We start from the raw sequence: 26,299 nt of genomic DNA on the forward strand, positions 1-26,299 counted from the left end.
CTTGGTTATTAAGAGCGTGAGTTCCTTGTACCGGGGAACTCGCGCTCATTTTTTATTTCCGGCAATGGAGCAGAGGGCATGGATGGTTTCCCTTACTCGTTTCACGGTAGTCGATGTGCGTTCGTACTCGTGGATATGCACCGTCCCTCCCATAGAAACCGATTCGTTTTTGTAAGTCATCGGGCTTCTTGCGCTTTCGCGGGCGGAGAAGTGAAACTCTTGTATGCCTGTTTCTTTCGCTATCCGCGCGATGTTCCCCTCATTCACCCCGCATCCCGCCAGCAGGATGATTCTTCCCGTCGCCTGTTTCTGCATCTCTCTGAGCAAAGGGATTCCTTTCTCGGCCGATGGCTGTTGCCCCGATGTCAGAATGCGGTGGCAGCCCAGTTCGATAATCTCTTCCATCGCTTTCTGCGGATTCCGGCACACATCGAATGCCCGGTGGAAAGTTACCGACATTCCTTTCGAGGCGTGCATCAACTCCCGCATGACGCTGAGGTCTATTTCCCCGTCGGTCGTCAGGCATCCGAATACCACTCCGTCTGCCTTTAAACGATGTGCCGCTTCTATATCCTTCAGCATGGTTCTCACTTCGATGGGAGAGTAGAGGAAGTCTCCGCCACGCGGACGGATAATGACATGCAGGCGGGTGTGGGTGAGAAGTTCGCGCGCCACGGATATTTCTCCGTAGGAGGGAGTCGTTCCTCCTTCGGGGATACCTGCGCAAAGCTCTACGCGATGCGCTCCGCCTGCTTGCGCCGCCAAGCAGCTTTCCACTGAGTTGGCGCAAATTTCAAACTGATATTTCTTCATAAACCGGTGTATTGAAAATCACGCAGACCGACGCCCCAATTGCATGTAATTGGGGCGTGAATCTGCGTGATTCTTTGGATTCCGTTTTGTTATTTCGCGAAACTTACCGCGCGGGTTTCCCTGATGACGGTGATTTTCACCTGTCCGGGGTAAGTCATTTCGTCCTGTATCTTCTTTGCGATTTCGCCCGAGAGGTTTTCCGTCTGCTTGTCGTCTATCTTATCCGCTCCCACGATGACGCGAAGCTCGCGACCTGCTTGGATGGCGTAGGTTTTCGTTACTCCGGGATACGACATGGCAAGCTGTTCCAAATCGTTCAGACGCTTGATGTAGGCTTCCACGATTTCGCGGCGTGCGCCGGGGCGTGCACCGGAAATGGCATCGCACACCTGCACGATGGGAGCCAGCAGACTCGTCATTTCCACCTCGTCGTGGTGAGCGCCGATGGCGTTGCAGATATCTGCTTTTTCTTTGTATTTCTCCGCCAGTTTCATACCCAGTAACGCATGTGGCAATTCCGGTTCCTCATCGGGCACCTTACCGATATCGTGGAGCAATCCGGCACGTTTGGCCTTTTTCGGATTCAATCCCAATTCGGAAGCCATGACGGCGCAGAGGTTGGCTGTCTCGCGAGCGTGTTGCAATAAATTCTGTCCGTAAGAAGAACGGTATTTCATTTTACCGATGATACGGATAAGTTCCGGATGCAAGCCGTGGATGCCCAGGTCGATCGTGGTCCGTTTACCTGTTTCGATGATTTCTTCTTCCACCTGCTTCTGTACTTTAGACACCACTTCCTCGATACGCGCGGGATGGATACGTCCGTCGGTCACCAATTGATGGAGCGCCAGCCGCGCAATTTCGCGGCGTACGGGGTCGAACGCCGAAAGCACGATTGCTTCCGGAGTGTCATCGACAACGATTTCCACGCCGGTAGCCGCTTCCAACGCGCGGATGTTGCGTCCTTCACGTCCGATGATGCGTCCCTTGATTTCGTCCGATTCGATGTGGAATACCGTGACGGAGTTTTCGATGGCTGTTTCGGTGGCTACACGCTGAATGGACTGGATCACGATGCGTTTAGCCTCTTTGCTGGCTGTGAGCTTGGCATCGTCCATAATATCGTTGATGTACGACTGAGCCTGTGTTTTGGCTTCTTCTTTCAGCGATTCCACCAGACGTTCTTTCGCGTCTTCGGCAGAGAGTCCCGAAATGGTTTCCAGCTTTTCTATCTGCTGTTGCTGCATTTTGTCGAGCTCTTCTTTCTTCTTATCGACGATTACCAGCTGTGTTTCCAGATTCTCTTTTACGGCTTCGGCTTCCTGTTTCTTCCGCTGAATTTCCTCGTGACGTTGGTTGAGCACCATCTCCCGTTGTTTCAGTTTGTTTTCCGCCTGCTGTATTTTCTGGTTGCGCAGGGCTACCTCTTTCTCCAGGTCGGCTTTCTTGTTGAGGAACTTCTCCTTTACTTCCAGTAATTTGTTTTTCTTGATTACTTCGGCTTCGGTCTCTGCTTCTTTCAGTACATTATCATATTTGGACTTCAGTATATACCGGAACAGTATATATGAAAGAATTCCTCCTGCGATAAAGAAAGCAACGGCTGTTGTTATTATTGCTGTCATTTCTACATTTAATTTAAAATATATAAATAAAAACGCACTGCCAACTATCGGAACAATTTCTTATCCGGATATTTTGCAGTGCGCGTGGTTGTTTCCTTTTCGATCGGCGGATGTCCGAAAACTTTTCTTCATTTTTCCTGAAAGTAGTTTTCCAACAATTCCGTCAGCTCTTTTATCTTTTCCGTATAGGGAGCGGTATCGTTACGTTGTTTCAGTTTGAGCTTTTCCAACGAAAACTGATAGGCTACCATGGGCATAATTCTTTCCGGATCGATGTCTTTATAGCGTTCCCGGTATTCATTAAGCCAGATGTTTACCTGTTTGGCAGCTTCCCGCACCATTTGTTCCTCCTCGCGGTTGATGGTGATCGGGTAGATTAAGTCTGCTATCGGCAGGTTTATCTTTATTTTATCGTCCATACATCTCCTTCTTCTTTTAAACTATTCATTCAATAAAGCGATGCATTTGTCGACCTCACGCACTAATTTTGACAATCGCAGCTTCGTCTCTTTTACGTCGCCGCTGTTAAGGCTGATTGCCGCAGCTGTTTTCAGGTTTGTGTAATCGATTTCCAGTTTGTCATATTGTGCTTGCACCTTCTCGTTTTTTAGTTTCTCATTTTCGAGAAGTTGCTTCAACCCGGCGTTTTCACGTTTAAGTTCATCGTGAAGATAGATTAAATGCCGCAGTTTTGTTTCGAAGGTATTCAATAACTTTTTTTCTTCTTCGGTCATCGCCACACAAAATTGTACACAAAAATACGATTAACTCCGGTATTTCAAAAACTTTTTAGCAGAAAATGTTTTTTCTTTAAAACTTATTGTGTTGTTTGCTTTGAAAACGATGCCCGACAGGAAGCAGATTGTCCGCATAGGGATGCAGACCGATCATGAACATTATTTGTCATTCTTTTGCTGCCGCACTGTGCAGAGATGCGTCAGGAGGTGAGCTGTTCCGGCGTTCCGTTTTCCTTTACATCCGCCATGCCCGTCGGCGTATGGTGTATTGTGCCTGCTGCATAAATCGGCGGAGTGAAATGAAAAAAACGGAAAAACGCTGTGGTGTTCGGATGATAAAGTTTATTTTTGTGCATTCGTTTTATTCTCTAAACAAAGAACAGATATATGTGGAAAATACTGGTGACTTATGCCGTGCAGGATGAGTTTGTCGAAATAAAATGGCCGGATGCGGAACCGTACTATGTACGTACGGGAATAGGTAAGGTGAAAGCGGCTTATCATTTGTCCGAAGCCATTCGTCAGGTGGAACCCGATTTGGTGCTGAACATCGGGAGCGCCGGCTCCGTCAATCATCGGGTGGGCGATGTTTTCGTATGCCGCCGCTTCGTAGACCGCGATATGCAGAAGCTTTCCGCCTTCGGACTGGAGTGGGAGATAGATACCTCCGCCTTGCTTGAAGAGAAAGGGTTTTGCAGGGATTGGACGGAAAACGGGGTTTGCAATACGGGCGACGGTTTTCTTACCGAACTGTCGGAAGTCGCCGGCGATGTAGCGGATATGGAGGCATACGCACAGGCATTCGTCTGCCGCGCAAGGCAAATTCCGTTCGTCTCGGTGAAGTATGTGACCGATATCATCGGGCGAAATTCCGTGAAGCACTGGGAAGATAAGCTGGCGGATGCCCGGCGGGGACTTTCCCATTATCTGAATGTGATGAAAAAGGGAATTGCGCACGAAGCGTAGCGAAAATAGAATGTGGCTAATTAATATAAATATATGATGAAAGTAGGTTTGTTTATTCCTTGCTATGTGAATGCTATTTATCCCAACGTGGGAGTAGCTTCGTATAAGCTGTTGACGAGTTTGGGAGTAGACGTCGATTATCCGTTGGATCAGACTTGTTGCGGACAACCGATGGCGAATGCCGGTTTTCAGGACGAATCCGTCAGGCTGGCGCTCCGTTTCGATGAATTGTTCCGCGAATACGATTATATTGTCGGTCCTTCTGCCAGTTGCGTGTCTTTTGTGAAAGAGAACCATCCGGATATTTTGAAGAAGGAGGGGCATACTTGCCTGAGTGCCGGAAAGATTTATGATATCTGCGAGTTTGTTCACGACGTGGTGAAGCCTGCCGGCCTGCCGTCGCGCTTTCCGCACAAAGTAAGCATTCATAACAGTTGCCACGGCGTGCGGGAGCTTTCGCTTTCGGCCCCGAGCGAAAGAAATATTCCTTATTATAATAAGTTGCGCAATCTGCTCGCTCTGGTAGAAGGGGTTGAAGTGTTCGAACCCTCCCATACGGACGAATGCTGCGGATTCGGCGGAATGTTTGCCGTGGAGGAGCAGGCGGTATCCATCTGCATGGCGCGCGATAAGGTGAAAGACCATATCGGCACGGGAGCCGAGTATATAACCGGAGCCGACAGCTCGTGCCTGATGCACATGCAAGGTGTCATCGAGCGCGAACATTTGCCGGTCCGGGTCATGCATATTGTAGAAATTTTAGCATCGGGACTATGAGTACACGACATTCGAAAGCTGCTGAAAAGTTCTTGCAAAACAGCAAGATGGCGGCATGGCATAACGAAACTCTTTGGATGGTTCGCGCCAAAAGGGATAAAATAAGCAAGACGGTTCCCGAATGGGAAGAGTTGCGCGACAAAGCCTGCGAGTTGAAACTTTATTCGAACAGTCATCTCGACGAGCTTTTGGTGAAGTTTGAGAAGAACGCCGAGGCAAATGGCGCTATCGTTCATTGGGCGAAAGATGCCGGCGAATATTGCCGGATCGTTTACGATATTCTGAGCGCTCATAAGGTGAAGCGGTTTGTGAAGAGCAAATCGATGCTTGCCGAAGAGTGCGGGTTGAATCCTTTTCTGATGGAACGGGGCATCGACGTAGTGGAAACCGACCTGGGCGAACGAATCTTGCAGTTGATGCATCTGGAGCCGAGCCACATTGTTTTGCCCGCCATTCATATCAAGCGCGAGCAGGTGGGCGAATTGTTCGAGAAGGAAATGGGAACCGAAAAAGGCAATTTCGACCCTACTTACCTCACTCACGCAGCGCGGAAGAATCTGCGTTCCCGTTTCCTGAATGCCGAAGCGGCCATGACCGGAGCCAACTTTGCCGTGGCTTCTACCGGAGATATCGTGGTTTGTACCAACGAGGGAAATGCCGATATGGGTACTTCGTATCCGAAGTTGAACATCGCAGCCTTCGGTATGGAAAAGATTGTGCCCGATATGGAATCGTTGGGGATATTCACCCGTCTGCTGGCACGGTCGGCTACCGGACAGCCCATCACTACATATACCTCTCATTACCGCCGTCCGCGCGAAGGGGGAGAGTATCACATCATCATCGTCGACAATGGGCGGAGCGCCTTGCTTTCGCATCCCGAACATATTAAGACGCTGAATTGCATCCGTTGCGGCGCTTGCATGAATACCTGTCCTGTCTATCGCCGTAGCGGAGGATACTCTTATACTTATTTTATTCCCGGGCCCATCGGCATCAACCTCGGTATGGTGCACGATCCCGAGAAATATTCCGACAATCTGTCGGCTTGCTCTTTATGCCTGTCTTGCTCGTGCGTTTGTCCCGCCAAGGTCGACTTGGGCGAGCAGATTTATAAGTGGCGACAGGAACTCGACCGGTTGGGCAAGGCAAGCAAGCAGAAGAAGATGATGTCCGGCGGCATGAAGTTGCTCATGGAACGTCCCGCATTGTTTAATGCGGCATTGCGGGCTGCGCCGATGGTCAATGCCTTGCCGCGTTTCATGAAGTATCACGCCCTGAATGACTGGGGAAAAGGGAGGGAACTCCCGAAATTCGCTCCGGAGTCGTTCAATGAGATGTGGAAGAAAAACAAAGTACAGAAAAAGGAGGAGAAGAAATGAGCAGCAGAGAAGAAATATTGGCCGCTATCCGGCGGAATACGCAGAAGCGGTATGAGAAACCCGACGTGCGGATAGAGAAGCGATTAAGCTATGCAGATAAGATCGGGCAGTTTTGCTCCGTCAGCCGGGCGGTCGGCGGTCGGGCGGTGGTACTTGGCGAGGGAGAAGACCTGAACGAGGCGATTCGAAGTGTTTATCCTTCTGCCAAGCGCATAGCTTCCGTGCTTCCGGAGGTCACGTGCGCTACCTTCAATCCTGATGAGTTGGACGATCCGAAAGAACTCGACGGTACAGATCTGGCGGTGATTTCCGGCGAATGGGGTGTGGCGGAGAACGGGGCGGTGTGGATTCCGCAGACGGTGAAGCATAAAGCCGTGTATTTTATTGCCGAACGGCTGGTGATATTGCTCGACCGGAATCGTATTGTAGATACCATGTACGATGTTTACCGGAAGTTGGATAAACAGCCGTATGAATTCGGGACGTTCATCTCGGGACCTTCGAAAACGGCTGATATCGAGCAGGCGTTGGTCATGGGAGCGCATGGCGCAAGGGAGGTTACGGTCATTCTTGTCTGACGTGTGTCGGGCAAGGAAGTACATAATTGCAAATCAGAGCCTTTATTTGATTGAAACGAAGGCTCTCTTTGGGGTAAACCAAGGTTCTCTTTTGAGAAAACAGAATCTCTCTTTTGAGCAATGGAGATCATTTTTAGGAGAAACGAAGTTCTTCTTTTGAGAAAACGGAGGCTGTTTGGAGAGAAACAAAGCTCCTCTTTGGGGAAATCGGAATCTCTCTTTTGAGCAATGGAGATCATTTTTAGGAGAAACGAAGTTCTTCTTTTGAGAAAGCGAAGGCTCTTTGGGGAGAAACGAAGTTCTTCTTTTGGGAAATCGGAATCTCTCTTTTAGGAAATGGAGCTTCTTTTTGGAGAAGCGAAAGTTATCTTTTTAGAAAATGGAGGCTCTTTGGGGAGAAGCGAAGCTCCTCTTTGGAGAAAGCGAAAATTTCTCTTTTGGAAAATGGAGCTCCTTTTTGAAGAAGCGTAATCTCTCTTTTGAGAAAACGGAACGTTTGTCTGAAAGTATTGTTATTTAATTTATCGATCATTAAAAATTAATCATTTATCATCACGTGTATTCGAATAAAGTTAAAAAAATTGCTGCCGTACATGATCTTTGCGGCATAGGGAGACTTTCACTGACGGTTGTCATTCCCATTCTTTCGTCCATGGGCTTTCAGGTATGCCCCCTGCCTACGGCAGTTCTTTCCAACCATACGCAGTATCCCGATTTCTCTTTTCTCGACCTGACGGATGAAATGCCGAAAATCATTGCCGAATGGAAAAGGCTGGGGATGAGGTTCGACGCCATCTATACCGGATATCTGGGCTCTTCCCGGCAGATTCGCATAGTTTCCGACTTTATCGACAACTTCCGTCAGCCTGACGGATTGGTTGTTGTCGATCCGGTATTGGGCGACAACGGTCGGCTGTACACCAATTTCGATGTAAAGATGGTGGAAGAGATGCGTCATCTCGTTGCCAAAGCGGATGTGATTACGCCTAACCTGACGGAGGTGTTTTATCTGTTGGACCGCCCGTATGAGACCGCTCATGCGGATGAAGAAGTGAAAGAGTATCTGCGATTGCTTTCCGATAAAGGTCCGCAGGTGGTTGTCATCACCAGCGTGCCTGTAAGCGGCGACAGCCATAAAACTTCCGTTTATGCTTACAATCGTCAGGGAGACCGTTACTGGAAGATTACCTGCCCTTACCTGCCGGCTCATTATCCGGGCACGGGAGATACGTTTACAAGTGTCATTACCGGGGCGTTGATGCAAGGCGACAGTCTGCCGATTGCTTTGGATCGTGCCACTCAGTTCATCCTTCAAGGCATTCGCGCCACTTTCGGCTATGAATACGACAACCGTGAAGGAATCCTTCTGGAAAAAGTGTTGCACAATCTCGACATGCCCATTCAAAGCTCCAGCTACGAATTGATATGACGGGCGGTCCTCAAACAGGCGAAATATAAAGAATATTCGCAAAGAAAAGTGTACCGAAGTTTCTTTTGCCGAGATGATATTTCGCAGGAGATATGCTTTGAACCGATGAAATTATCTTTCTTACAAACTCATGAGTTTGAAGGTTATAAGGTCTATTTCTCACTCTTTGCTTTGAGATGTTTTTTGCAGAATCGGTAAATCCCCAATTGTACTATACATATTAGCTTCTGAGGATAATTGGAAGTAGTGGTGTGAGGATTATAACTTCTTTTAGCTTGCGCACGGAAGGAGAGGCTCGAACTCCCGACACCCGGTTTTGGAGACCGGTGCTCTACCAACTGAGCTACTCCCGTGTTTGCGGCTGCAAAGGTAACAGAAACTTCCGAATCTGCAAGCGTTCGCTCGTGTAAGTTTCAAGATTATTTTAATTTTTCCCATTCATCGGCCTTGAAGCCTACTAAGACAAAAGTGTCGGTCACTACCAGCGGGCGTTTCACGAGTTTCCCGTTGGAAGCCAACAAGCCGATTTGTTCCTCTTCGCTCATTGCCGGCAGCTTTTCTTTCAGGTTCAGTTCTTTATAAACCAACCCGCTGGTGTTGAAAAACTTCTTTACCGGCAGGCCGCTGAGCGGAATCCATGCTTTCAGTTCTTCCACCGTAGGATTTTCTTCCACGATAAGCCTGCTTGTGTATGCTATTTTGTTTTCTATCAGCCATTTTTCGGCTTTCCGGCATGTACTGCATGCGGGGTATTGCAAAAATAAAGGTTTCATAATGATAATATTTAGCGGTTCTTACTCCATGTTTTTACAATTCATAACCCAGTTCTAAAAACATATTGCGATAGGCAGCCCCTTTCTTCTCCAAGGCCAGCGGGTATGCCCGTGAGGAAGAGGGCATGCGGTAGAGCTTCATCGCCCGGTTCTCAAAAAGAAATTCTGTAAAATCTCCCACTTTGGGTTCTTTCGTGGCAAACTGTCCGCGCAGGGTGTCTGTCGCTTTTTGTCCGGTGGTGACCAATGCTTTGCATAGCGGAATCTTTCGCAGCAAGGCGGCAATGTCGGTAGGGCGAACCACTTCCAGAAATTTGTCGGAAGCGTTGTCTTGCAACCGTCGGACGCAGGTGGCCGTGTCGAACAAAGCAATCCCTTTCTCGTTCAGAAAATCGACGATTCGCTCGCGGCAGAAAGCTTTCCGCGTATCGTTGAGGAAATGCTCTTTATCGTTGAAGAATAAAAGCCCGAAAATTCTCCACATGTCATTGTTCAGGTTCGGGTAATAAAAATCCATCGACCATCGTTTCTTTTGCGGAGGAAAGCTTCCCAGCATCAACAACTGTGCCTGAGGCGGAAGAAAAGGCTCCAGCGGATGTTTCTCTATTTCTATTTCCATCTCTTTCGATATTTTCTCAATTTTTTCACAAACATAGTGATAAAATCTGTAGGTTTAACTACTTTTGCGTCTTCATTTATAAAAAACATCTATTATGAAAAAAGTATTTTCTGCTCTTTTCCTGTGTATGTTGCTTTCTGCCGTAACAGGATTACAGGCGCAAAACGTTCAGTTGCATTATGATTTCGGTCGTTCGCTTTACAAGGAAATGAATACGGACGGCTTTAAACGCCCGCTGATAACCACCACAGTGGAGAAATTCCACCCCGATGCGTGGGGAAGCACATTCTTTTTCGTAGATATGGATTATACCTCCGCAGGAGTTACTTCGGCTTATTGGGAAATCGCCCGCGAGCTGAAATTCTGGCAAGGTCCTTTCTCCGCACATCTGGAATATAATGGCGGAGTGGCAAAAGGCTTTTCTTATGATAATGCTTATTTGGCGGGAGTGACTTATACATACAATTCTGCCGACTTTTCGAAAGGATTCTCTTTGTCAGCCATGTACAAATATATTCAGAAGCATAAATCGCCCAACAACTTTCAGCTGACGGGTACTTGGTATGTGAACTTCTGCGACAATCTGCTCACTTTTTCGGGTTTCGCCGACTGGTGGCGCGAGGAGAATAATTATGGGAAAACCATTTTCTTGTCGGAGCCTCAATTCTGGGTAAACCTGAATCGCGTAAAAGGAGTGAACAAGAACTTTAATCTGAGTGTGGGTTCGGAAGTGGAGTTGAGCAACAACTTTGCCAATCACGATGGCTTCTACGCTATTCCTACGCTGGCTTTGAAGTGGACATTCAATTAAAAAAAAACGACTGTACTGTATTCCCGGGTCGTTTCTGTAAGAACGGTTATGGAAAAGGCTTGAAGCAACCGGAGCACAAAAAACGGCTGTTTGTACAGAGCTGCCTACATTGTGCCCGGCATTCATTGAAGATTCTGTTTCGGGAATGTTTCTTCCCGGTATCGAAGAATGCGGCGTCTTATCCGACTTTGCCGCTCTTGTCGATACGGAATAACTGTGGAGATCCGGAATATTTTAAGCCTAAAATTGAATGAAAACAGATTTAATCTATGGCGTAGAAGATCGCCCGCCGTTTAAAGATGCTTTTTTCGCGGCATTGCAGCATCTGCTGGCTATCTTTGTAGCTATCATTACACCGCCTCTTATCATTGCCGGAGCTTTGAAACTTGATGTGGAAAAAACCGGCTTTCTGGTTTCTATGGCACTTTTTGCCTCAGGCATTTCCACTTTTATCCAATGCCGCAGATTCGGACCTTTAGGAGCAGGTTTGCTCTGCGTGCAGGGAACGAGCTTTTCTTTCATCGGTCCCATCATTGCCACCGGGCTTGTCGGCGGTTTACCTTTAATATTCGGAGCCTGTATAGCGGCGGCTCCTGTCGAAATGATAGTCAGCCGCACGTTCAAGTATCTCCGCGACATCATTACCCCGCTGGTTTCGGGTATCGTTGTCCTTTTAATCGGTTTAAGCCTTATAAAGGTCGGAATCGTAGCGTGTGCGGGAGGATATGGCGCAATGGACAACGGAACATTCGGGAGTTGGGAGAATCTGTCGATTGCCGCGCTTGTATTGCTTAGCGTATTGTTTTTCAATCGAAGCAAAAACAAATATCTTCGTATGAGTTCCATTGTGTTGGGCTTGTGCTTGGGTTATGGCTTGGCTTTCGTTTTGGGAAAGGTGGATATGAGCTCGCTCAGTGCCGACACCTTTATGAGTTTCAACATCCCTCAGCCTTTTAGATATGGCGTCGATTTCAATCTTTCTTCTTTTATCGCCATCGGTCTGGTTTATCTGATCACCGCTATTGAGGCGATCGGTGATGTGACTGCCAACTCCATGATTTCCGGTCTTCCGGTCGAAGGAGATTCGTACCTGAAGAGGGTATCCGGCGGCGTGATGGCAGACGGTTTCAATTCGTTGCTTGCCGGCGTGTTCAACTCTTTTCCTAACTCCATCTTTGCGCAGAATAATGGTCTCATTCAGTTGACAGGAGTAGCGAGCCGCTATGTCGGTTATTATATCGCCGCGATGCTTGTTGTCTTAGGGCTGTTTCCTATTGTAGGCGCTGTGTTCTCTTTAATGCCCGATCCGGTTCTGGGAGGAGCAACCTTGTTGATGTTCGGAACTGTGGCTGCCGCCGGTATCCGTATCGTTTCGTCCCAACAGATAGGGCGTAAGGAAACATTAGTCTTGGCAGTCAGTCTCTCCTTAGGCTTAGGCGTGGAGTTAATGCCGGATGTATTAAAACAAGCTCCGGAAGCAATTCGAAGCATATTTTCTTCGGGAATCACTACCGGAGGTCTCACTGCGATAATTGCGAATGTTGTCATTCGCGTAAAAGAAGAAGAGATAGGCGATTAAAGAACCAGATTACTCATTCTTTCCGTAGATTGGAAGGGGAAGTCGGGATACTCGTACAAATGAAAGCGAGGCTCGGTTTCTCCTTTTGTATAATTCCAAATGGATGCATAGTCTTCAATATCTTCGCCCATCTTGCTTAATTGACGCAAATAAGCCGCCAAGGATTTGTTTTCTACAATATAGATCTTTCCCATACGGTCTATGATCGGACTGTGGCGGCGTGTACGGTCGTGGTCGAAACGCAGGATGCGTTTTCCTTCGGGCGTGAGTCCTATCAGCCGGAAAGTCATGCTTTTCCCGATTGCCGGTAAGTTCAGCACATTGCGGTCGGTGGCTAAAAACGGCAATCGGTGCTTTTTCATGAATTGCTTTATTCGGGTGGCTACATCGCTTCGTTTGCTATTCGGCTCGTCCTGATTTTCTGATAAGAGATGGCACAGCTCTTCTGCTTGTTCCGCAGTCATTCGTCCGTATTTCTTTTCTTCCTGTTGCTCTTGTATGGAGCGGCTGTTGGGGGTAAATACGGTGTAGTTTTCATTGAATCCTTTGACCGAGAAAGTATAATAGCACATCACTCCCAATTTATTGAGGGCCTCACGAAGCCGTGCGGTATGTCCGCGTCGGGAAGCGGATACAGTGTACACCAGTTGGTTGGTTATGATCCATCCTGCCGAGAGAATCTTCCGGATGGCTTCTTCAGCTTCGGGGGTTATTTCCAATGGAGTTTGAAAATGGGTCTGTATGATAAATTGTCTCACTCCGATGGCTGAGGCTTTTTCTTTAAATTCTTTTAGAATCTCTACCAGTTCGTCGTTGATACGCATAGGCAAGTAGGCGGGTAGCCGCGAACCGAGCCTCATCCGTTGGATTTCTGCGAACTTTTCTCCTTCGGGACGTTGCAGGTTCGTTTTCTGTTTGCGTACTGCCATACGGTAAACGGCATTCAATAAATTGCGGAGTGTTTTGTTTTGGCTCATCAGTGCGTCGCCTCCCGTAATAAGAATATCTCGCAGTTGGGTGTCTTCTTCAAAATAGGTCATAAGGCGTCGCAGCTTGTGATCCCATGTTTCCTTCGGGCGTAAAGTGTCAAATTCAAAGTTCAGCCGTTCGCTTTGGAAGTCATACATCCGCTGGCACGAAGCGCAAAGCCCTCCGCACGCTCTACCCATTGTGTCGGGGATAAGAATGGCGACCTCCGGATAGCGGCGGTGTATGTTGTGCCCCTCAGGCAGTAACCATCCGGCGGCATTAGGTTTTCCAGCTTCTATCGCGTCTTCTTTTTCCCAGGCATGGATATGTCCGTAGGTTTCTACCAAGCGGGGAGAATAAAGGATGTAGCTTCGTATGGTTTCATCGTCGTATCCTTCTTTCGAGATGTTCAATAAAGATAAATAATAGGGAGTTGCGAAGAAAGGCATTCCTTTCTTGCGTGCCTGGTGAAGCAGGTACATGGTTTCTGTCGAAAGGGTGTTCCCAAGAAAGCGGTTTAACTCTGTCGGACTTTTAACAGCCATTGATAAATGAAAGCGCGATTCATTCCACCACTCGTTTACCAATCGGTATTTTTCCTCATAGCTGATCCCTTCTTCGAAACGGAAGCGTCCGGAAGACTTCGATTTACGGTTCTCTATTTTTTGAATCAGCAAATGAATCATCCGTTCCTTGTTTTCAGCCCGTATCTCTTTGACTTCTTTATTAAGACCGTCGGGCCATCGTTCGCTAAGGCTTTTGATTCTTTGGTGCGAGAGAGGGGGCATCGTCGCTCCTTTGAGGCGACGAAATACTTGGAATAATTCTATAAACAAATCAGTGGGCATTTCTGTATTTTCCAATGTGCCTGATAGAAATTGATGGAGTAAAGAAATCGTTTTCACGGGCATTTTTTGTCCTGTGGACAACTCATGCACTTCCTGTCCATCGTAATGGAGTAATGTTCGAATTTGCTCCCTTGCTTCTTCAGTCTTTTCATCGGTTGCAGAAAACTTATCCAAATATGCCGACAAGTCGGCCTTGAAGTCCTCGTTTGTCGGACTTCCCGAAGCTATTGCTGTTATTTCCGGTAATTCCTGAAAGTAAGTTTGCCTCAATTGAGAAAGAGTAAGGAGTAGCATTTTCTTTTGTTTCATAAGCAATTATTTTTATTTACCTTTAAATATAATAAAAAAAGCGGAGGAAAAATCCCTCCGCTTTTGTATGTTCTGAAACTTTTATATTTCTTTCTTTTTTGATAACAATTTCGCTTTTATTTAGTCTTATTGCTGTTGCAAGCCTGTTAATAGAAAATATTAGTAAGTAATAACAGGATCCAACTCTTTAGCCTGTGCAATCATTTTTTCCAATTCACTGACAGCCGGGACGCGGTTACAAAGATTTTTAGCTTCATTAGTTTCTACCAACTTGGCATGTAAGTTGGCAGGTACGCGGTGACGAAACTCTTTTACCGTATCCACTCCTGCTGCTTCCAGCAATTCGGCAAATTGTCCGGCGATTCCTTTAATGCGGAATAGGTCTGCATGATTTGTCCACTTGAGGATCAACTTTCCGCTAATGCCAGTTTCTTCGGCTAGTTTAGCACGTCCTGACGCCGTAGCTCCTTTTTGCAGTAAATCTTCGGTAGTCTTAATTCCGAGAGCATTTAATTTTTGTGCATATACTTCACCAATGCCCTCGATCTGTTCAATCTTATGTGCCATTTTCCGTTCTTTTTAAAAGGTTAATATTAAAAACTTTGGCACAATATAGAGATTCTTTTTGAAACGGGCAAGAAAAAAGGAATATTTATAGAATTTACTCATTTGTTTGACTCCTTTGCTATTCGGTTTTGGCATCTGTTTGCTCTTTGCGTTTGGGTTCTTTTTTCGCAAGCAGTAGAATGTTGTACACATATTCCGTCATCCATTCTTCTGAATAACCTAAACGTTCTTTATATTGGCGAACGGCTGCTGCCGTCTTGTGTACATCGTCCGCTTTCCATATCTGCTTTGTACAGACCTCATGCACAGACTTTTTGGTCATTCCGTAAAGCGCTTTTTTAAAGATAGAAGGCATACGGAGTTTCCATTGCATCAGATTGCCCATCAGCATCATCAAGTCGTTGGAGAAACCTTGATACATAAAAAGGTATGGCTGAATGTCGTTTTGAGTCCGGCAATTACGCTTTACCGAGGCGTCGATTTCTTTGAAAAAGTTTTCGCTGATCCCGTAGTCTTGCATCAGCATTTTGCGCGATGCCGATTTTTCCGCCAATCCTAATTTCCCGTTTTGAGTGGCTATTTTGAAAAGGCGTTTGAAGTTTGCCACGTCCGGTAAGAATCGGATGTTGGTGATGCCGAGATTGGTTGCGATAACTGACTGGAAATAAACCCGGGTGAGTGAGATGAAATCTTCTACATTACCGACTTGTGTTTTGTCGGATTTCTTCTTGAATACATCAAATAATCCCATTTTGTTATTTACGATTTTATTATTTACTATTAATTGTGTAACATTTGAGATGCTCGATTTCTCAAATCTTGGGCAAAGGTAGTAAATCTGTTGATTTTCACCAATACTCTGATTTGCTTTTCGATATCGGCCATACAATCTTCTTTTTGCTGTCATGATGTAAAGGTATGCCGGAGAACTGTTAATTCGCTTTTCGCTATCGGAGATACTTTCTTTTTTGTCATTTTTTTATGCGGAAATAGAACTTGTGATTCTCGAATATTGCTTCCACTATGCCGTAACGGATGAATTTAGCGAGCAAATGTTCGGCTGACCGGCGGGAAATTCCTGTTTGCCGGCAATAGCGACCGAGTGAAAATCGCGTGTCTTGTTCCAGCAGTTCGAGCAAGATTTGCTCATTTTCCGTATATCGAATCAATTCACCGCGGGGATTCTTTATTTGCTGCCACACACGTAAATGTACAGGAGTTGCCAGAATATTCTTATCTTGAATACGAATATAGGCAAGAGGCTTTTCGCTTTCGTCTTTGGCGTAAACCGGCTTTTGAGAACTTTCGTCAATCGATGCCAACAGAACTTGCCGCCCTTCTACGATATATGTCCGGATGGTATATTGCACTTTCGGGGTACAATAAAGTTGTGCAGCAGCCTCAATCATGTATTTTTCTTCTTCCGACCGTACACCGGCTATTTGTCCGTTATCTTTTACCCCGATAAGCAGGCGCCCTCCGTCAGTGTTGGCGAAAGCCGATAGTGTCTTAGCTATTTTGCGTGCATCAGATATCTCGAATTTGAAGTCTTGTTGCTGATGCTCGCCTTCGGCTATCAAAGCATAGATATAATCGCTGTCTGTAAACGGTTTCATAGTTACAAAGGTAGGTAAAAAAGGGGAAAATGTGCTTTATTATGGGGATTTCGGTCCTAATTTCAAAAAATATATATTTTTTTGTGTGTTTATTTCGAGAAACGGTGTATTTTTGCCACACATTATTAACGAAAAAATAAAAGGATTATGAAAGAATTGGTAGAAAAGATTGCAGCTTTATATGCTGACTTCTCGAAAGATGCTAACGCTCAGATTGAAAACGGAAACAAGGCAGCCGGAACCCGTGCTCGCAAGACTTCTTTGGAAATTGAAAAAGCAATGAAAGAATTCCGTAAAGCATCCTTGGAAGCTTCTAAGAAATAATCTTGGGAGTTCCTGTAATTATGTTACGTCCTAAATAAGCATTATAATGTTTATAGGATAAAAATAATTAACTTATCCAACCGTTGCAAGATTTTTTTGTAATGGTTGGACTTTTTATATGTTCTTATTTTCGGCTCTTATGGGAGTGAGCATTCTTCTTTTATGTAACGCAATGTTAGGGCGATATTTGGTTCCTGTTTTCTAATATCTGATTTTCTGCTTATAAACTTCGTATCTTGCCGTAATATCACGTACAAAGTTGTACGTCTCTATACCGCGGAAATATCCATTTTTGCAGACAGGGTCGTTGAAGTATTCTTCACTGCTTTTAAGCAAGATGTAGTTTTCCACATTGTCTTTCCAGATATATTTGTTTTTTCCATATTTATCGGCCAGAGCCATAGCGTCATAAATATGCCCTAAACCGGCATTATATGAAGCCAAAATAAAGTTTATCCGCTCTTCTTTATCTTTTATGGCTCTCAGGCTATGGTTGGTAGAGGCGATGTATTTAACGGCGGCCTTAATGCTTTCTTCGGCATTTTGTTCTTTACCTTGAGGTATTCCCATCGCTCTTGCTGTTGCAGGCATAAGTTGCATCAACCCTTTGGCTCCTGCCCAAGAAACTACCGTAGTATCGAAGTTTGATTCAGTATATGCCAAAGAAGCGAGCATACGCCAATCCCAGTCAATTTCCTCGGAATATTTTCTAAATAAATCGTCGAAATGCGATATTTTTCCTTCTTCTAAAGATAGTATAGGAGAATGCGGAGCCGTTTTACTGTTCTCGAAATAGCGTTTCATACTTGCCGTATATGCAGGAGAAGTCATATGTTCTTTGTGCCATTGGTTCGCGGCGGTGGCCAACTTCGGACAATCCCGCCGTACAGCCCATGAAGAACGTTGGTCGAAGCTGATGGAAAGATTTATGTTTAAGTTGGGATAATAAGTCTTGTTCAGTTTGGCGATATCATTATCGGCTACCGTATATGGTATTTCCCCTTGAGCGACTTGCGCTATCAATTCTTCGGATGTAATGCTGTCGCTACTTACGTTGTGGATATGAATACCGCCTCCCAATTCTTTGTTCAAATTTGTCAATCGGTCATAGAATCTTCCGGGCTTTACATATATGTCTTTTCCTACAAGGTCGGTAACATCCTTTAAAAGCGGGTATTTACCGTTTGCCTGTTGTATGATGACCTGATGGGTAATTACATCTTCACCGCAAAACAAAAGGCTGTCTTTCCACTCTTTGGTAATGGGTAGGTTGTAAGCAATTATGTCTCCTTCACCTGTAACAAGTTTTTCAATGAGATCTCGAATGCTATTGGCTACTTTAATTTTGAGGTTAAGCCCGAGGCTTTTTGCGAACTGTTCGCTTAGTTCGTACTGGAATCCCATTTCCTGCCCCCGGTATATGAAATAGGAAGTAGAGCTGTAGAGTGTTAGTACGACTAATTCACCGCTATCTTTAATCTGTGGAAGATCATGTGCTATTTGAATTTCTTTGCCGTGATGCCTGTTTCGGCATCCCGATATACAGTACAAACATATAAGGCATAGGAGTGCAACAAATGTCTTTACATCCTTTTTAAAGTTCTTATTTTTCATTTTTTAAGTGCTTCTTGATATACATTGTCAATATATCAACGGCTATTTTATTGTTACCGCCTTCGGGAATAATAAGGTCTGCGTATCTTTTGCATGGTTCGATGAATTGCAGATGCATCGGCTTTAAAACCCTTGTGTATCGTTCCATGACAGCTTCGGCTGTTCGTCCGCGTTCTACAACATCTCTTTGAATGACTCGAATCAAACGTTCGTCCGGATCGGCGTCTACAAATATTTTAAGATCCATCATACTGCGTAGTTTTTTATCGCACAGAGCGAGGATGCCTTCAATGATGATAACTTCACGCGGTTCGATGTGAATAGTTTTGGATTGACGTGTACAAGTCAGATAGGAATAAGTGGGCTGTTCAATGCTTTTTCCCTCCTTTAACATCCCCACATGTTTAGAGAGCAAGCTCCATTCAAAAGCGTCCGGATGGTCGAAATTGATGTTCTGACGTTCCTCGACGGGGACATGGCTGCTGTCTTTATAGTATGAATCCTGAGGTAATAAAACGACTTCTCCTGCGGAGAGGCTTTCGATTATTTTTCTTACAACGGTGGTTTTTCCCGATCCAGTTCCACCGGCTATTCCTATTATTAACATCTCTTTATAATGTAATTTGAACTAAATAGAGTATTTTTGCGTCATTTAATATGTTACAAATATAGAAACAATTCATTAAACTAGCAACGTATGGTAAAACACATTGTATTATTTAAATTGAAAGACGAAATCGCGACTGACAGAAAAATAGAAGTAATGAATAGTTTTAAGAAAGCTATCGAAGCACTTCCGGCAAAAATATCAGTCATCCGTAAAATAGAGGTCGGACTGAATATAAATCCGGGAGAGAGCTGGAACATAGCTCTTTATAGTGAGTTTGATACGTTAGAAGATGTGAAGTTTTATGCCGGTCATCCCGATCATTTGGCGGCAGGAAAGATTTTGGCCGAGACGAAGGAAAACCGGTCTTGTGTGGATTATGAAGTATAACCTTCTAAAATAATAAAAATGAAAAAGTTTTTCTTGCTATTATTCCTAAGTATAACGGCTTATACATTACAAGCGCAAATAAAGGAGCCCGTAAAGTTCAAAACAGAGTGGAAGAGTCTTTCTGATTCTGAAGCAGAAATAATATTCGCCGGTATTATTGATAACGGTTGGCATGTTTATTCAACGGAGCTGGGTGATGGTGGGCCAATCTCAGCAACGTTCAATATTGACAAGAAAGAAGGAGTCGAACCTGTCGGGAAATTAAGATTTGCGGGTAAAGAAATTGAAGCTTATGATAAGCTTTTCGAAATGAAGGTTCGCTATTTCGCAAATTCTGTGCAATTTATTCAGAAAGTAAAGCTGACCGGCGGTCCTTATTCGATAGAGGGGTATTTGGAATATGGAGCATGCAATGATGAAAGTTGCCTTCCTCCCACACAAGTGTCGTTTAAACATGCAGATCAATCCAAATCTGCCCCTGCTTTGCCTGCGGCTCCGGTTGTGAAGGATGAGAAAATAAAAAAAAACGAAGCTGACTCTGCTGAAATTGCTATAGCTCCGTTTGCCACGGATTCCGCCTCTGCGGAAATAGGTGAAGCGGCTTTTGCCACAGGCGATTTATGGAAACCCGTGATTACAGAATTGCAAGCTTTGGGAGAGGAGCAGGCAGGCGGAGATAAAACATGGCTTTATATCTTTATTGCGGGTTTCTTAGGCGGTTTGCTGGCATTGTTCACTCCCTGCGTGTGGCCTATCATTCCGATGACGGTCAGTTTCTTCTTAAAACGTAGCAAGGACAAGAAAAAAGGAATCAGGGATGCATGGATGTATGGGGCCTCCATTGTGGTTATTTATGTGACTTTAGGGGTTGCCATCACGCTTATTTTCGGTCCCAGTGCATTGAATGCGTTATCTACAAATGCCATATTCAATATATTCTTTTTCCTGATGCTGGTGGTTTTTGCCGCTTCTTTTTTCGGTGCGTTCGAAATAACACTGCCTTCGAAATGGAGCAATGCGGTGGATAGTAAAGCCGAGTCGACTACCGGGCTGTTGAGTATTTTCTTGATGGCATTTACTTTGGCATTGGTTTCTTTCTCTTGCACGGGACCCATCATCGGTTTGCTGTTGGTGCAAGTGTCCACTATGGGCAGTGTGATAGCTCCTACCATTGGAATGTTGGGTTTTGCCATTGCATTGGCTTTACCTTTTACATTGTTCGCTTTGTTTCCCACATGGTTGAAATCCATGCCGAAATCGGGCGGGTGGATGAATGTGATCAAAGTCACGCTTGGATTCTTGGAGCTGGCTTTTGCTTTGAAATTCTTGTCTGTCGCCGATTTAGCTTACGGCTGGAGAATTCTTGACCGGGAAACTTTCTTGGCGTTGTGGATTGTGATTTTTGCTTTGCTTGGTTTTTATTTGTTGGGAAAAATCAAATTTCCGCATGACGACGATGAATACAAAGTGGGGGTTACACGCTTTTTCATGGCTCTTATATCGTTGGCTTTTGCGGTATATATGGTTCCGGGATTATGGGGCGCGCCTTTGAAAGCAGTGAGCGCTTTCGCTCCGCCGATGAACACGCAAGATTTTAATCTTTATAAGAATGAGGTGCACGCCAAGTTTGACGATTATGATCTTGGGATGGAATATGCCCGTCGCAATGGTAAGCCTGTGATGCTCGACTTTACGGGATATGGTTGTGTGAACTGTCGTAAGATGGAGGCTGCCGTTTGGACTGATACGAAGGTCAGCGACTTGATGAATAATGATTATGTGCTCATTACGCTATACGTAGACAATAAAGAGCCGTTGCCCGACCACATAAAGGTTTCGGAGAATGGAAAAGAACGCACTTTGCGTACTGTGGGAGACAAATGGAGTTATTTGCAGCGTGTAAAGTTCGGTGCTAACGCCCAACCTTTCTATGTGTTGATTGATAACCAGGGAATGCCGCTAAATAAGTCTTATGCTTATGATGAAGATGTAGATAAATACGTTCAGTTCTTGCAAACAGGTCTGGATAATTATCGAAAGAAATAAGCGGTATTGTTTTTCTTTGCATGAGGGGAGAAGGTGCGCTTTTTGACACATTTACTGAATATCTCGTTTTAAAGGGATATTCTGTAAATGTCGTTGGATTTCGCAGATTTTATGTAATCGTTTCCTTATAAATTCAAATTATGCTGAAAATTTCATTTTATCTTGGCGGAAAAACCATTGGAAACTAAAATATAAAAAATTTTCTTTTAGTCTTTCCATCATTTTCTTCAAGTTCCAAGCAGTTGCAGCCAGATAAGCGTTGATTTGTATGTCTTTTTCAGCCCACAGGTAATTCTGTTCCATACGGAAGTCCTTTTTAAGATGTCCGAAAATAGGTTCAATTGCCGCTCTGGCTCTGCACTTGTATTCGTTTCTGCCGTTTTTGACAAGGGGTGTCTTTGGCTTTGGGTTTACCGGGAATGATGATGCTTACACCCCTTATTTGTTTGCGCCCCCTTTCCGCCTCGATCATAAATCAACTCTTGGGGTAATTTCAACCGACCAGCTTCCATCTGTGCAAGTAGTGGTTCTATTGTATCGCCCCGTCGTAAGGGTTTCCCAAAAATGCTTTTATAGCCGTGATAATTTTTCGCCCTTTTCTACCCGTGATTATTATCCCCACTTTATTACCGAACTCATATTGCTTGTGCGCCTTTCCCTTAGCAATACAGTGGGTAAAGGGAGCTCACCCGATATTTCGGGAGGATTAATTTGAAATGCTTATCTTTGCGGTATGGAACATCAAGGTCTTTTATCATTAGCTCAGTTACTTCTTCCCTCGGATACCTTGTTAAACTTTGAGGTAGTCCGCGTTGAAGAGGATAACTCCTTAATTCGAATCTATCTTGATGAGATCAAGGATAGCTATAAGAAGAATTCGGACTTAGAGTCTAAGGGTTTTCGCAAGGCAGTTGTGATTCGTGATTTCCCTTAGCAATACAGGCGTAGACTTAATTGTCCGTCGTCGTCGTTGGTATGAGAAAAGTAGTGGTCGTTACTTTTCGGAGAGTTATGACCTCAAAGCAAGAGAACCCGCAACTCGAAAGAGTTTGCGGCTTTTTTAAAAGGGTTGTATGGAGAGTATCCCTACGACCTCCGGTTCGCTTGACCGATACTACCACATCAATGGCGATACTTTTGAAAAACAGTATAAAGATATCTTGAGTGTCTACCGAGAGTGGCCTGAACTTTCGCATGCAGAGGATTGGTTGATTTTCCCGGAGAATATGAGTGAGAGTATCTGTATAGATGAAACAGCTCCTAGCAATGGAGAACTCTATACATTGGTAACCAATCGTGCATCTAAAGGAGGAAATGGAACAATCATTGCCATTATCAAGGGGGTGAAAGCCGACACCATTTGTGAGGTATTAAGACGTATAGATCGCGAAAAAAGACAGATGGTCAAGGAAATCACGTTGGATATGTCCAACTCCATGCTGGCTATTGTTCGGCGTTGTTTTCCTTGGGCGCTTCGCACCATCGACCGCTTTCATATTCAGAAATTAGCTTGTGATGCCCTACAAGAGATGCGCATCTCCCATCGCTGGGAGGCGATACAAGCAGATACTGATGCTCGTGAAGAGGCTGAGTTGTCAGGACTAATATACATTGCCAAAACAGTGCCAAATCAGTGATACCCCCGCAACTTCCAGCCCGTAGTCGATACCTTCTTTTTAAATCGGCTGACAAATGGACGCCTAGCCAAAAGTGGAGAGCAGAACTGCTCTTTGAGCAGTATCCTGACCTGAAGAAAGCCCATTCACTTACCCACTCCTTACGTATGATATTCTCTAGGAACTCGCACAAAGATGTGGCAAGAATGTCTCTTGCGCGCTGGTATGAATAAGTGGATCAAGCGGGCTTCAAGAGCTTTAATGTAATCTCGGCAACCTTGTATGAGCACTACGACGAGGTGCTCAACTTCTTTGTGAATCGTGCAACCAATGCCTTGCAGAATCGTTTAATGCAAAGATAAAATCATTTAGAGCAGCATTAAGAGGAGTGACGGATATCAGCTTCTTTCTTTTCAGACTTTGTAAACTCTATGCATAATCCCCCGAAATATCGGGTGAGCCCAAAAAAACAACTGACTCGCAATGAATTAGTTGGCTTTAATGTTAATATAAGTGGATATCCCATTTTAAAGCGGACATACTTTTATATAGGGAACTTTTTCAGGTTAGGTTCTGCGGGCTCTACAAGTAATAGTGAAAACGAGTAACATTCATTGCATATACTCTAAGATTACTCTATAATCTTGATAAGTAAAAAGAGCGGAACTGAGTATCCTGTTATGTTTCAATCTTCTGTGTCCGCTATTATTTTCTTTTTTGTCTTATGACTAGAGCTTAACTTATGGCCACAATACTTACAAAACTTCGTTTCCTTTTCGTGTCCTGTACGGTGGCACCCCGGACATCTCTTACCTCTATTATTGTCAGAGGTTTTTATGATTGAGGCAGACACGATACCCGTCGGCACGGCAATGATGGTATAACCCATGAGCATCACAAATGCCGACAGGAATCGCCCTATGCCCGTAACGGGAGTAATATCTCCGTATCCTACAGTTGTCATGGTGACAATGGCCCAATAGATGCTGTTAGGGATATTAGTGAACTGTGAGTTGGGATGTGTACCTTCTATCATGTACATCAATGTGCCGATGGAGGTGACAAGAATGACGACAAACAAAAAGAAAACAAGAATCTTTTTACTACTTTCTTTTACCGCATTGAGCAATCTTTCGCCCTCCGACAGAAAATTAAAGAGTTTGAATATGCGGAATATTCGTATAAGGCGGAAAGCACGAATAATAATCAGATATCGTGCTCCGGGAAAGATGATACCGATATATAGCGGCAGCGTAGCCAATAAATCTACAATACCAAAAAAACTGAATATATATGCGTGTGGTTTGGGAGAACAGTAAATCCGTGTCAGATATTCGAAGGTAAAGAAGAGCGTGAATAGATACTCCAATATAATAAATGGGGTATTCAGATATGCGGGAAGCCCTTGCAGGCTTTCTACGATAACCAGCAATACGCTGAGCAGGATACACCATATCAATGTTATGTCGAATATTTTGCCGGCCGGTGTGTCCGTATCGAAAATGATAGTGTATAATTTTTGTTTTAACTTCCGATTGTGGCGGAAATGTTGGAAAGTCTTTTTTATTTTCATCATACTAACCTTGTTCTATGTATAACAACTTTGTTTTTTATATATAGGACATCCGGCCTATAACGTGAAAAGCGAGAAAATGTTGTCCATTATACAAAATACCGCTTGCCGGACACCGGACTTTTTACATTCAATCTATCACCCAGTGCCTCTTGTAAGCTACCGTATTCTGAGGCTCATAGCGTATTCCTTCTTTGGTGGGTATGTGCAATACGTATGTTTTACCTCGGGGATTCTTCAGCGAATGATCTCTTAACCAGGCATTCGCATCTTTTAACTGAGCGTAAGTGATGCCGTGTTGCCGGGCAAAATGGCCGAGACTGTCGATAGATGTTCTGACCGTTACTTCTTTATAGGGGATAGCAGGGTATAGCTGTTCCCGCTTCAGTAAGAACCCGTAATGCTGAGGTTGACTGAAAACTTGTTTTGCCGCCAGTATCCGGAACATGTATCGGGAAGTCTCTTCTACCAGCCACAGATCCATGGCATGACCGGTCAATTGCTTTTCCAGTTGTGAGGATATGCGTGCCTGTCCGGCATTGTAGGCCGCAGAAACAGTCATCCAGTTGCCGTATTTGGCGTAGGCCTGCCTGAGGTATTTGCAGGCTGCTTGTGTTGCTTTCTCCGTGTGATAACGCTCGTCGACGTTATCGTTCACTTCGAGGCCGAACTCTCGTGCCGTGCCGGTCATGAATTGCCATAGTCCTGCTGCTCCCGCAGGGGATCGGGCTATATTGTTCAGATTGCTTTCAATGACCATCAGGTATTTAAAATCGTCGGGGATACCGTTTGCCTTCAGAATCGGTTCGATGATGGGAAAATATCGGTTTGCCCGTTTAATCATCAGCATTGTCGTAGAGTGCATATAGGTAAATGCCATCAATTCGCGGTCCATACGTTCGCGGCGGTCGTACGGGCGTAGGTCGATTACCTCTCCTGCAAACGAAACCTGTTCGGGAACTTTGGGTGAAGTTACGCAATAAGGAACCTCCGATTTTGCGGAATGTCCGTTCTCAACCGGTCTGGTACCTGTGAGTAGAGGGATTGCCGCGCCGATGCAAAGAGCAATTACAAATGTAAGAATATAGTTGATGCTTTTAGGCTGTTTCATTCGGTTGTATCTTTAATTCTGAATATGAGTTTTTGCAAAGATAACTTCATTTCTGTTTTCTCAAAGAACTTTTTGTGCATTTTATACGTTCTCTTAAACAGTAATCACTATATAAAAGGAGTATTATGGAGTACAATATTGTTCATCAACCCGGGCAGCAGCTGTTTAAAACGGAAGTGGAGGGGCGTACTGCTTTCGTGCAATATCGCTTGATAGAAGGAAGTCTCGATGTAATTCACACACAAGTACCTATTCCTTTGGAAGGTAGAGGTATAGCCTCCGCTTTGGTGAAAGCTGCTTACGGTTATGCTTTAGACAACGGACTGAAGCCGAAAGCTACGTGTTCGTATGCCGTGAAATGGCTCGAACGACATCCCGAACTCAGCAATAAAACGCTGTAGAGGTTTCATCGGGCGTTTCGAAGCTACAATGACTACCGGAGAAAGTTCTTTGTAAGCTGCCGCCATCTGATTACATCACTGTGTCTAACTGCCTGCCACTGCACGGGAAAGTTCTTCGTGAACTGCCGCCATCTGATTACATCACTGTGTCTAACTGCCTGCCACTGCACGGGAAAGTTCTTCGTGAACTGCCGCCATCTGATTACGTCACTGTGTCTG

General features: G+C 44.9%; 27 protein-coding genes, 1 tRNA gene and 1 pseudogene. 12 read left to right on the plus strand and 17 right to left on the minus strand.

The annotated features are described in order from the left end of the window. Window positions 1–45: 45 nt before the first annotated feature. The 5 genes from GGR07_RS00965 to GGR07_RS00985 form a co-directional block, all read right to left on the minus strand. On the minus strand, window positions 46–813 hold the full coding sequence (locus GGR07_RS00965; RefSeq protein ID WP_021645017.1) for a copper homeostasis protein CutC: 768 nt from the start codon (window positions 811–813) through the stop codon (window positions 46–48). A gap of 89 nt (window positions 814–902) precedes the next feature. Continuing rightward, window positions 903–2,438: a ribonuclease Y gene (gene rny, locus GGR07_RS00970; protein WP_021645018.1), complete on the minus strand. Its 1,536-nt coding sequence runs from the start codon at window positions 2,436–2,438 to the stop codon at window positions 903–905. A gap of 128 nt (window positions 2,439–2,566) precedes the next feature. Then, window positions 2,567–2,857 (minus strand): cell division protein ZapA, encoded by a 291-nt coding sequence (locus GGR07_RS00975; RefSeq protein ID WP_021645019.1) that lies wholly within the window; start codon window positions 2,855–2,857, stop codon window positions 2,567–2,569. Between the two features lie 21 nt (window positions 2,858–2,878). Beyond that, window positions 2,879–3,172 carry a hypothetical protein gene (locus tag GGR07_RS00980; protein ID WP_021645020.1) on the minus strand — a complete coding sequence of 98 codons (294 nt, stop codon included), beginning with the start codon at window positions 3,170–3,172 and terminating at the stop codon, window positions 2,879–2,881. 203 nt (window positions 3,173–3,375) lie between these two features. Then, window positions 3,376–3,531: a hypothetical protein gene (locus GGR07_RS00985; protein ID WP_021645022.1), complete on the minus strand. Its 156-nt coding sequence runs from the start codon at window positions 3,529–3,531 to the stop codon at window positions 3,376–3,378. A 31-nt stretch (window positions 3,532–3,562) separates the two neighbouring features. Between GGR07_RS00985 and GGR07_RS00990 the strand changes: the two genes are divergently transcribed. The 5 genes from GGR07_RS00990 (at window position 3,563) to GGR07_RS01010 (ending at window position 8,307) form a co-directional block, all read left to right on the plus strand. After that, window positions 3,563–4,141, plus strand: a complete 579-nt coding sequence (locus GGR07_RS00990) for a 5'-methylthioadenosine/S-adenosylhomocysteine nucleosidase family protein (protein WP_021645023.1) — start codon at window positions 3,563–3,565, stop codon at window positions 4,139–4,141. 36 nt (window positions 4,142–4,177) lie between these two features. After that, a complete protein-coding gene (locus tag GGR07_RS00995; RefSeq protein WP_034543683.1) occupies window positions 4,178–4,918 on the plus strand; it encodes a (Fe-S)-binding protein in 741 nt (246 codons plus the stop codon). Beyond that, window positions 4,915–6,300, plus strand: a complete 1,386-nt coding sequence (locus tag GGR07_RS01000; protein ID WP_021645025.1) for a lactate utilization protein B — start codon at window positions 4,915–4,917, stop codon at window positions 6,298–6,300. Before GGR07_RS00995 ends, GGR07_RS01000 begins: the two co-directional genes overlap by 4 nt. Next, window positions 6,297–6,878 (plus strand): LutC/YkgG family protein, encoded by a 582-nt coding sequence (locus tag GGR07_RS01005; RefSeq protein WP_021645026.1) that lies wholly within the window; start codon window positions 6,297–6,299, stop codon window positions 6,876–6,878. Before GGR07_RS01000 ends, GGR07_RS01005 begins: the two co-directional genes overlap by 4 nt. Window positions 6,879–7,434: 556 nt before the next feature. Further along, window positions 7,435–8,307, plus strand: a complete 873-nt coding sequence (locus GGR07_RS01010) for a pyridoxamine kinase (RefSeq protein ID WP_039972537.1) — start codon at window positions 7,435–7,437, stop codon at window positions 8,305–8,307. A gap of 280 nt (window positions 8,308–8,587) precedes the next feature. Here the strand turns inward: GGR07_RS01010 and GGR07_RS01015 are convergent. The 3 genes from GGR07_RS01015 to GGR07_RS01025 form a co-directional block, all read right to left on the minus strand. Further along, window positions 8,588–8,660, minus strand: a tRNA-Trp gene (locus tag GGR07_RS01015). 66 nt (window positions 8,661–8,726) lie between these two features. Continuing rightward, window positions 8,727–9,080 (minus strand): arsenate reductase family protein, encoded by a 354-nt coding sequence (locus tag GGR07_RS01020; protein ID WP_021645030.1) that lies wholly within the window; start codon window positions 9,078–9,080, stop codon window positions 8,727–8,729. 34 nt (window positions 9,081–9,114) lie between these two features. Next, the gene (locus GGR07_RS01025; protein ID WP_021645031.1) at window positions 9,115–9,699 is read right to left on the minus strand and encodes a uracil-DNA glycosylase family protein; all 585 of its coding nucleotides are present in this window, start codon (window positions 9,697–9,699) and stop codon (window positions 9,115–9,117) included. Window positions 9,700–9,793: 94 nt separating this feature from the next. Here GGR07_RS01025 and GGR07_RS01030 point away from each other — a divergent pair, with 94 nt between their 5' ends. Beyond that, window positions 9,794–10,510: a nucleoside-specific channel-forming Tsx family protein gene (locus GGR07_RS01030; protein ID WP_021645032.1), complete on the plus strand. Its 717-nt coding sequence runs from the start codon at window positions 9,794–9,796 to the stop codon at window positions 10,508–10,510. Window positions 10,511–10,760: 250 nt separating this feature from the next. Next, window positions 10,761–12,089, plus strand: coding sequence for a nucleobase:cation symporter-2 family protein (locus GGR07_RS01035; protein ID WP_021645033.1), 1,329 nt, complete (start codon window positions 10,761–10,763; stop codon window positions 12,087–12,089). On the opposite strand, the gene GGR07_RS01040 is transcribed toward GGR07_RS01035, so the two are convergent. The 4 genes from GGR07_RS01040 to GGR07_RS01055 form a co-directional block, all read right to left on the minus strand. Next, on the minus strand, window positions 12,086–14,215 hold the full coding sequence (locus GGR07_RS01040) for a KamA family radical SAM protein (protein WP_021645034.1): 2,130 nt from the start codon (window positions 14,213–14,215) through the stop codon (window positions 12,086–12,088). The genes GGR07_RS01035 and GGR07_RS01040 overlap by 4 nt on opposite strands. Before the next feature lie 159 nt (window positions 14,216–14,374). Then, entirely contained in the window at window positions 14,375–14,782 is a 408-nt protein-coding gene (locus tag GGR07_RS01045; RefSeq protein ID WP_021645035.1) for a DUF4332 domain-containing protein, read from the minus strand. A gap of 118 nt (window positions 14,783–14,900) precedes the next feature. Beyond that, window positions 14,901–15,533: a hypothetical protein gene (locus GGR07_RS01050; RefSeq protein WP_039972539.1), complete on the minus strand. Its 633-nt coding sequence runs from the start codon at window positions 15,531–15,533 to the stop codon at window positions 14,901–14,903. A 220-nt stretch (window positions 15,534–15,753) separates the two neighbouring features. After that, on the minus strand, window positions 15,754–16,398 hold the full coding sequence (locus GGR07_RS01055) for an AlbA family DNA-binding domain-containing protein (RefSeq protein WP_021645038.1): 645 nt from the start codon (window positions 16,396–16,398) through the stop codon (window positions 15,754–15,756). 147 nt (window positions 16,399–16,545) lie between these two features. Between GGR07_RS01055 and GGR07_RS01060 the strand changes: the two genes are divergently transcribed. Continuing rightward, on the plus strand, window positions 16,546–16,722 hold the full coding sequence (locus GGR07_RS01060; protein ID WP_021645040.1) for a hypothetical protein: 177 nt from the start codon (window positions 16,546–16,548) through the stop codon (window positions 16,720–16,722). 201 nt (window positions 16,723–16,923) lie between these two features. Here GGR07_RS01060 and GGR07_RS01065 read toward each other — a convergent pair whose 3' ends face one another. Both GGR07_RS01065 and udk read right to left on the minus strand, forming a co-directional pair. Continuing rightward, a complete protein-coding gene (locus GGR07_RS01065; RefSeq protein WP_021645041.1) occupies window positions 16,924–18,336 on the minus strand; it encodes an MltF family protein in 1,413 nt (470 codons plus the stop codon). After that, window positions 18,326–18,943, minus strand: a complete 618-nt coding sequence (gene udk / locus GGR07_RS01070; protein WP_021645042.1) for a uridine kinase — start codon at window positions 18,941–18,943, stop codon at window positions 18,326–18,328. Before udk ends, GGR07_RS01065 begins: the two co-directional genes overlap by 11 nt. 90 nt (window positions 18,944–19,033) lie before the next feature. On the opposite strand from udk, the gene GGR07_RS01075 reads away from it, so the two are divergent. Next, window positions 19,034–19,333: a Dabb family protein gene (locus GGR07_RS01075; protein ID WP_021645043.1), complete on the plus strand. Its 300-nt coding sequence runs from the start codon at window positions 19,034–19,036 to the stop codon at window positions 19,331–19,333. Between the two features lie 18 nt (window positions 19,334–19,351). Next, complete coding sequence (locus GGR07_RS01080) at window positions 19,352–21,379, plus strand: protein-disulfide reductase DsbD family protein (protein WP_021645044.1); 2,028 nt, start codon at window positions 19,352–19,354, stop codon at window positions 21,377–21,379. A gap of 138 nt (window positions 21,380–21,517) precedes the next feature. Here GGR07_RS01080 and GGR07_RS13835 read toward each other — a convergent pair whose 3' ends face one another. Beyond that, a complete protein-coding gene (locus GGR07_RS13835) occupies window positions 21,518–21,682 on the minus strand; it encodes a hypothetical protein (RefSeq protein WP_256680575.1) in 165 nt (54 codons plus the stop codon). 770 nt (window positions 21,683–22,452) lie between these two features. Between GGR07_RS13835 and GGR07_RS01090 the strand changes: the two are divergent. Next, window positions 22,453–23,434, plus strand: a pseudogene (locus GGR07_RS01090) (ISAon1 family transposase). Window positions 23,435–23,680: 246 nt separating this feature from the next. Here the strand turns inward: GGR07_RS01090 and GGR07_RS01095 are convergent. Both GGR07_RS01095 and GGR07_RS01100 read right to left on the minus strand, forming a co-directional pair. Beyond that, window positions 23,681–24,568 (minus strand): ion transporter, encoded by an 888-nt coding sequence (locus GGR07_RS01095; RefSeq protein WP_034543684.1) that lies wholly within the window; start codon window positions 24,566–24,568, stop codon window positions 23,681–23,683. Between the two features lie 130 nt (window positions 24,569–24,698). Continuing rightward, window positions 24,699–25,679: a lytic transglycosylase domain-containing protein gene (locus GGR07_RS01100; RefSeq protein ID WP_021646901.1), complete on the minus strand. Its 981-nt coding sequence runs from the start codon at window positions 25,677–25,679 to the stop codon at window positions 24,699–24,701. Between the two features lie 125 nt (window positions 25,680–25,804). Here GGR07_RS01100 and GGR07_RS01105 point away from each other — a divergent pair, with 125 nt between their 5' ends. Continuing rightward, the gene (locus tag GGR07_RS01105; protein WP_021646900.1) at window positions 25,805–26,080 is read left to right on the plus strand and encodes a GNAT family N-acetyltransferase; all 276 of its coding nucleotides are present in this window, start codon (window positions 25,805–25,807) and stop codon (window positions 26,078–26,080) included. Window positions 26,081–26,299 lie beyond the last annotated feature (219 nt).

Origin of the sequence: Bacteroides pyogenes (assembly GCF_014196225.1) — a bacterium.
Taxonomy (GTDB): Bacteria; Bacteroidota; Bacteroidia; order Bacteroidales; family Bacteroidaceae; genus Bacteroides; species Bacteroides pyogenes_A.

Bases quoted from the DNA above. Each gene is read 5' to 3' on its own strand.
- GGR07_RS01065 (WP_021645041.1), bottom strand. From the start codon at position 18,336: ATGAAAAATAAGAACTTTAAAAAGGATGTAAAGACATTTGTTGCACTC.
- GGR07_RS01040 (WP_021645034.1), bottom strand. From the start codon at position 14,215: ATGAAACAAAAGAAAATGCTACTCCTTACTCTTTCTCAATTGAGGCAA.
- GGR07_RS01105 (WP_021646900.1), top strand. From the start codon at position 25,805: ATGGAGTACAATATTGTTCATCAACCCGGGCAGCAGCTGTTTAAAACG.
- GGR07_RS01020 (WP_021645030.1), bottom strand. From the start codon at position 9,080: ATGAAACCTTTATTTTTGCAATACCCCGCATGCAGTACATGCCGGAAA.
- GGR07_RS01080 (WP_021645044.1), top strand. From the start codon at position 19,352: ATGAAAAAGTTTTTCTTGCTATTATTCCTAAGTATAACGGCTTATACA.
- udk (WP_021645042.1), bottom strand. From the start codon at position 18,943: ATGTTAATAATAGGAATAGCCGGTGGAACTGGATCGGGAAAAACCACC.
- GGR07_RS01005 (WP_021645026.1), top strand. From the start codon at position 6,297: ATGAGCAGCAGAGAAGAAATATTGGCCGCTATCCGGCGGAATACGCAG.
- GGR07_RS00985 (WP_021645022.1), bottom strand. From the start codon at position 3,531: ATGCACAAAAATAAACTTTATCATCCGAACACCACAGCGTTTTTCCGT.
- GGR07_RS01095 (WP_034543684.1), bottom strand. From the start codon at position 24,568: ATGAAAATAAAAAAGACTTTCCAACATTTCCGCCACAATCGGAAGTTA.
- GGR07_RS01035 (WP_021645033.1), top strand. From the start codon at position 10,761: ATGAAAACAGATTTAATCTATGGCGTAGAAGATCGCCCGCCGTTTAAA.
- GGR07_RS13835 (WP_256680575.1), bottom strand. From the start codon at position 21,682: ATGGAACAGAATTACCTGTGGGCTGAAAAAGACATACAAATCAACGCT.
- GGR07_RS00995 (WP_034543683.1), top strand. From the start codon at position 4,178: ATGAAAGTAGGTTTGTTTATTCCTTGCTATGTGAATGCTATTTATCCC.
- GGR07_RS01060 (WP_021645040.1), top strand. From the start codon at position 16,546: ATGAAAGAATTGGTAGAAAAGATTGCAGCTTTATATGCTGACTTCTCG.
- GGR07_RS00990 (WP_021645023.1), top strand. From the start codon at position 3,563: ATGTGGAAAATACTGGTGACTTATGCCGTGCAGGATGAGTTTGTCGAA.
- GGR07_RS01045 (WP_021645035.1), bottom strand. From the start codon at position 14,782: ATGGCACATAAGATTGAACAGATCGAGGGCATTGGTGAAGTATATGCA.
- GGR07_RS01100 (WP_021646901.1), bottom strand. From the start codon at position 25,679: ATGAAACAGCCTAAAAGCATCAACTATATTCTTACATTTGTAATTGCT.
- GGR07_RS01025 (WP_021645031.1), bottom strand. From the start codon at position 9,699: ATGGAAATAGAAATAGAGAAACATCCGCTGGAGCCTTTTCTTCCGCCT.
- GGR07_RS01000 (WP_021645025.1), top strand. From the start codon at position 4,915: ATGAGTACACGACATTCGAAAGCTGCTGAAAAGTTCTTGCAAAACAGC.
- GGR07_RS00980 (WP_021645020.1), bottom strand. From the start codon at position 3,172: ATGACCGAAGAAGAAAAAAAGTTATTGAATACCTTCGAAACAAAACTG.
- GGR07_RS00965 (WP_021645017.1), bottom strand. From the start codon at position 813: ATGAAGAAATATCAGTTTGAAATTTGCGCCAACTCAGTGGAAAGCTGC.
- GGR07_RS01055 (WP_021645038.1), bottom strand. From the start codon at position 16,398: ATGAAACCGTTTACAGACAGCGATTATATCTATGCTTTGATAGCCGAA.
- rny (WP_021645018.1), bottom strand. From the start codon at position 2,438: ATGACAGCAATAATAACAACAGCCGTTGCTTTCTTTATCGCAGGAGGA.
- GGR07_RS00975 (WP_021645019.1), bottom strand. From the start codon at position 2,857: ATGGACGATAAAATAAAGATAAACCTGCCGATAGCAGACTTAATCTAC.
- GGR07_RS01050 (WP_039972539.1), bottom strand. From the start codon at position 15,533: ATGGGATTATTTGATGTATTCAAGAAGAAATCCGACAAAACACAAGTC.
- GGR07_RS01075 (WP_021645043.1), top strand. From the start codon at position 19,034: ATGGTAAAACACATTGTATTATTTAAATTGAAAGACGAAATCGCGACT.
- GGR07_RS01030 (WP_021645032.1), top strand. From the start codon at position 9,794: ATGAAAAAAGTATTTTCTGCTCTTTTCCTGTGTATGTTGCTTTCTGCC.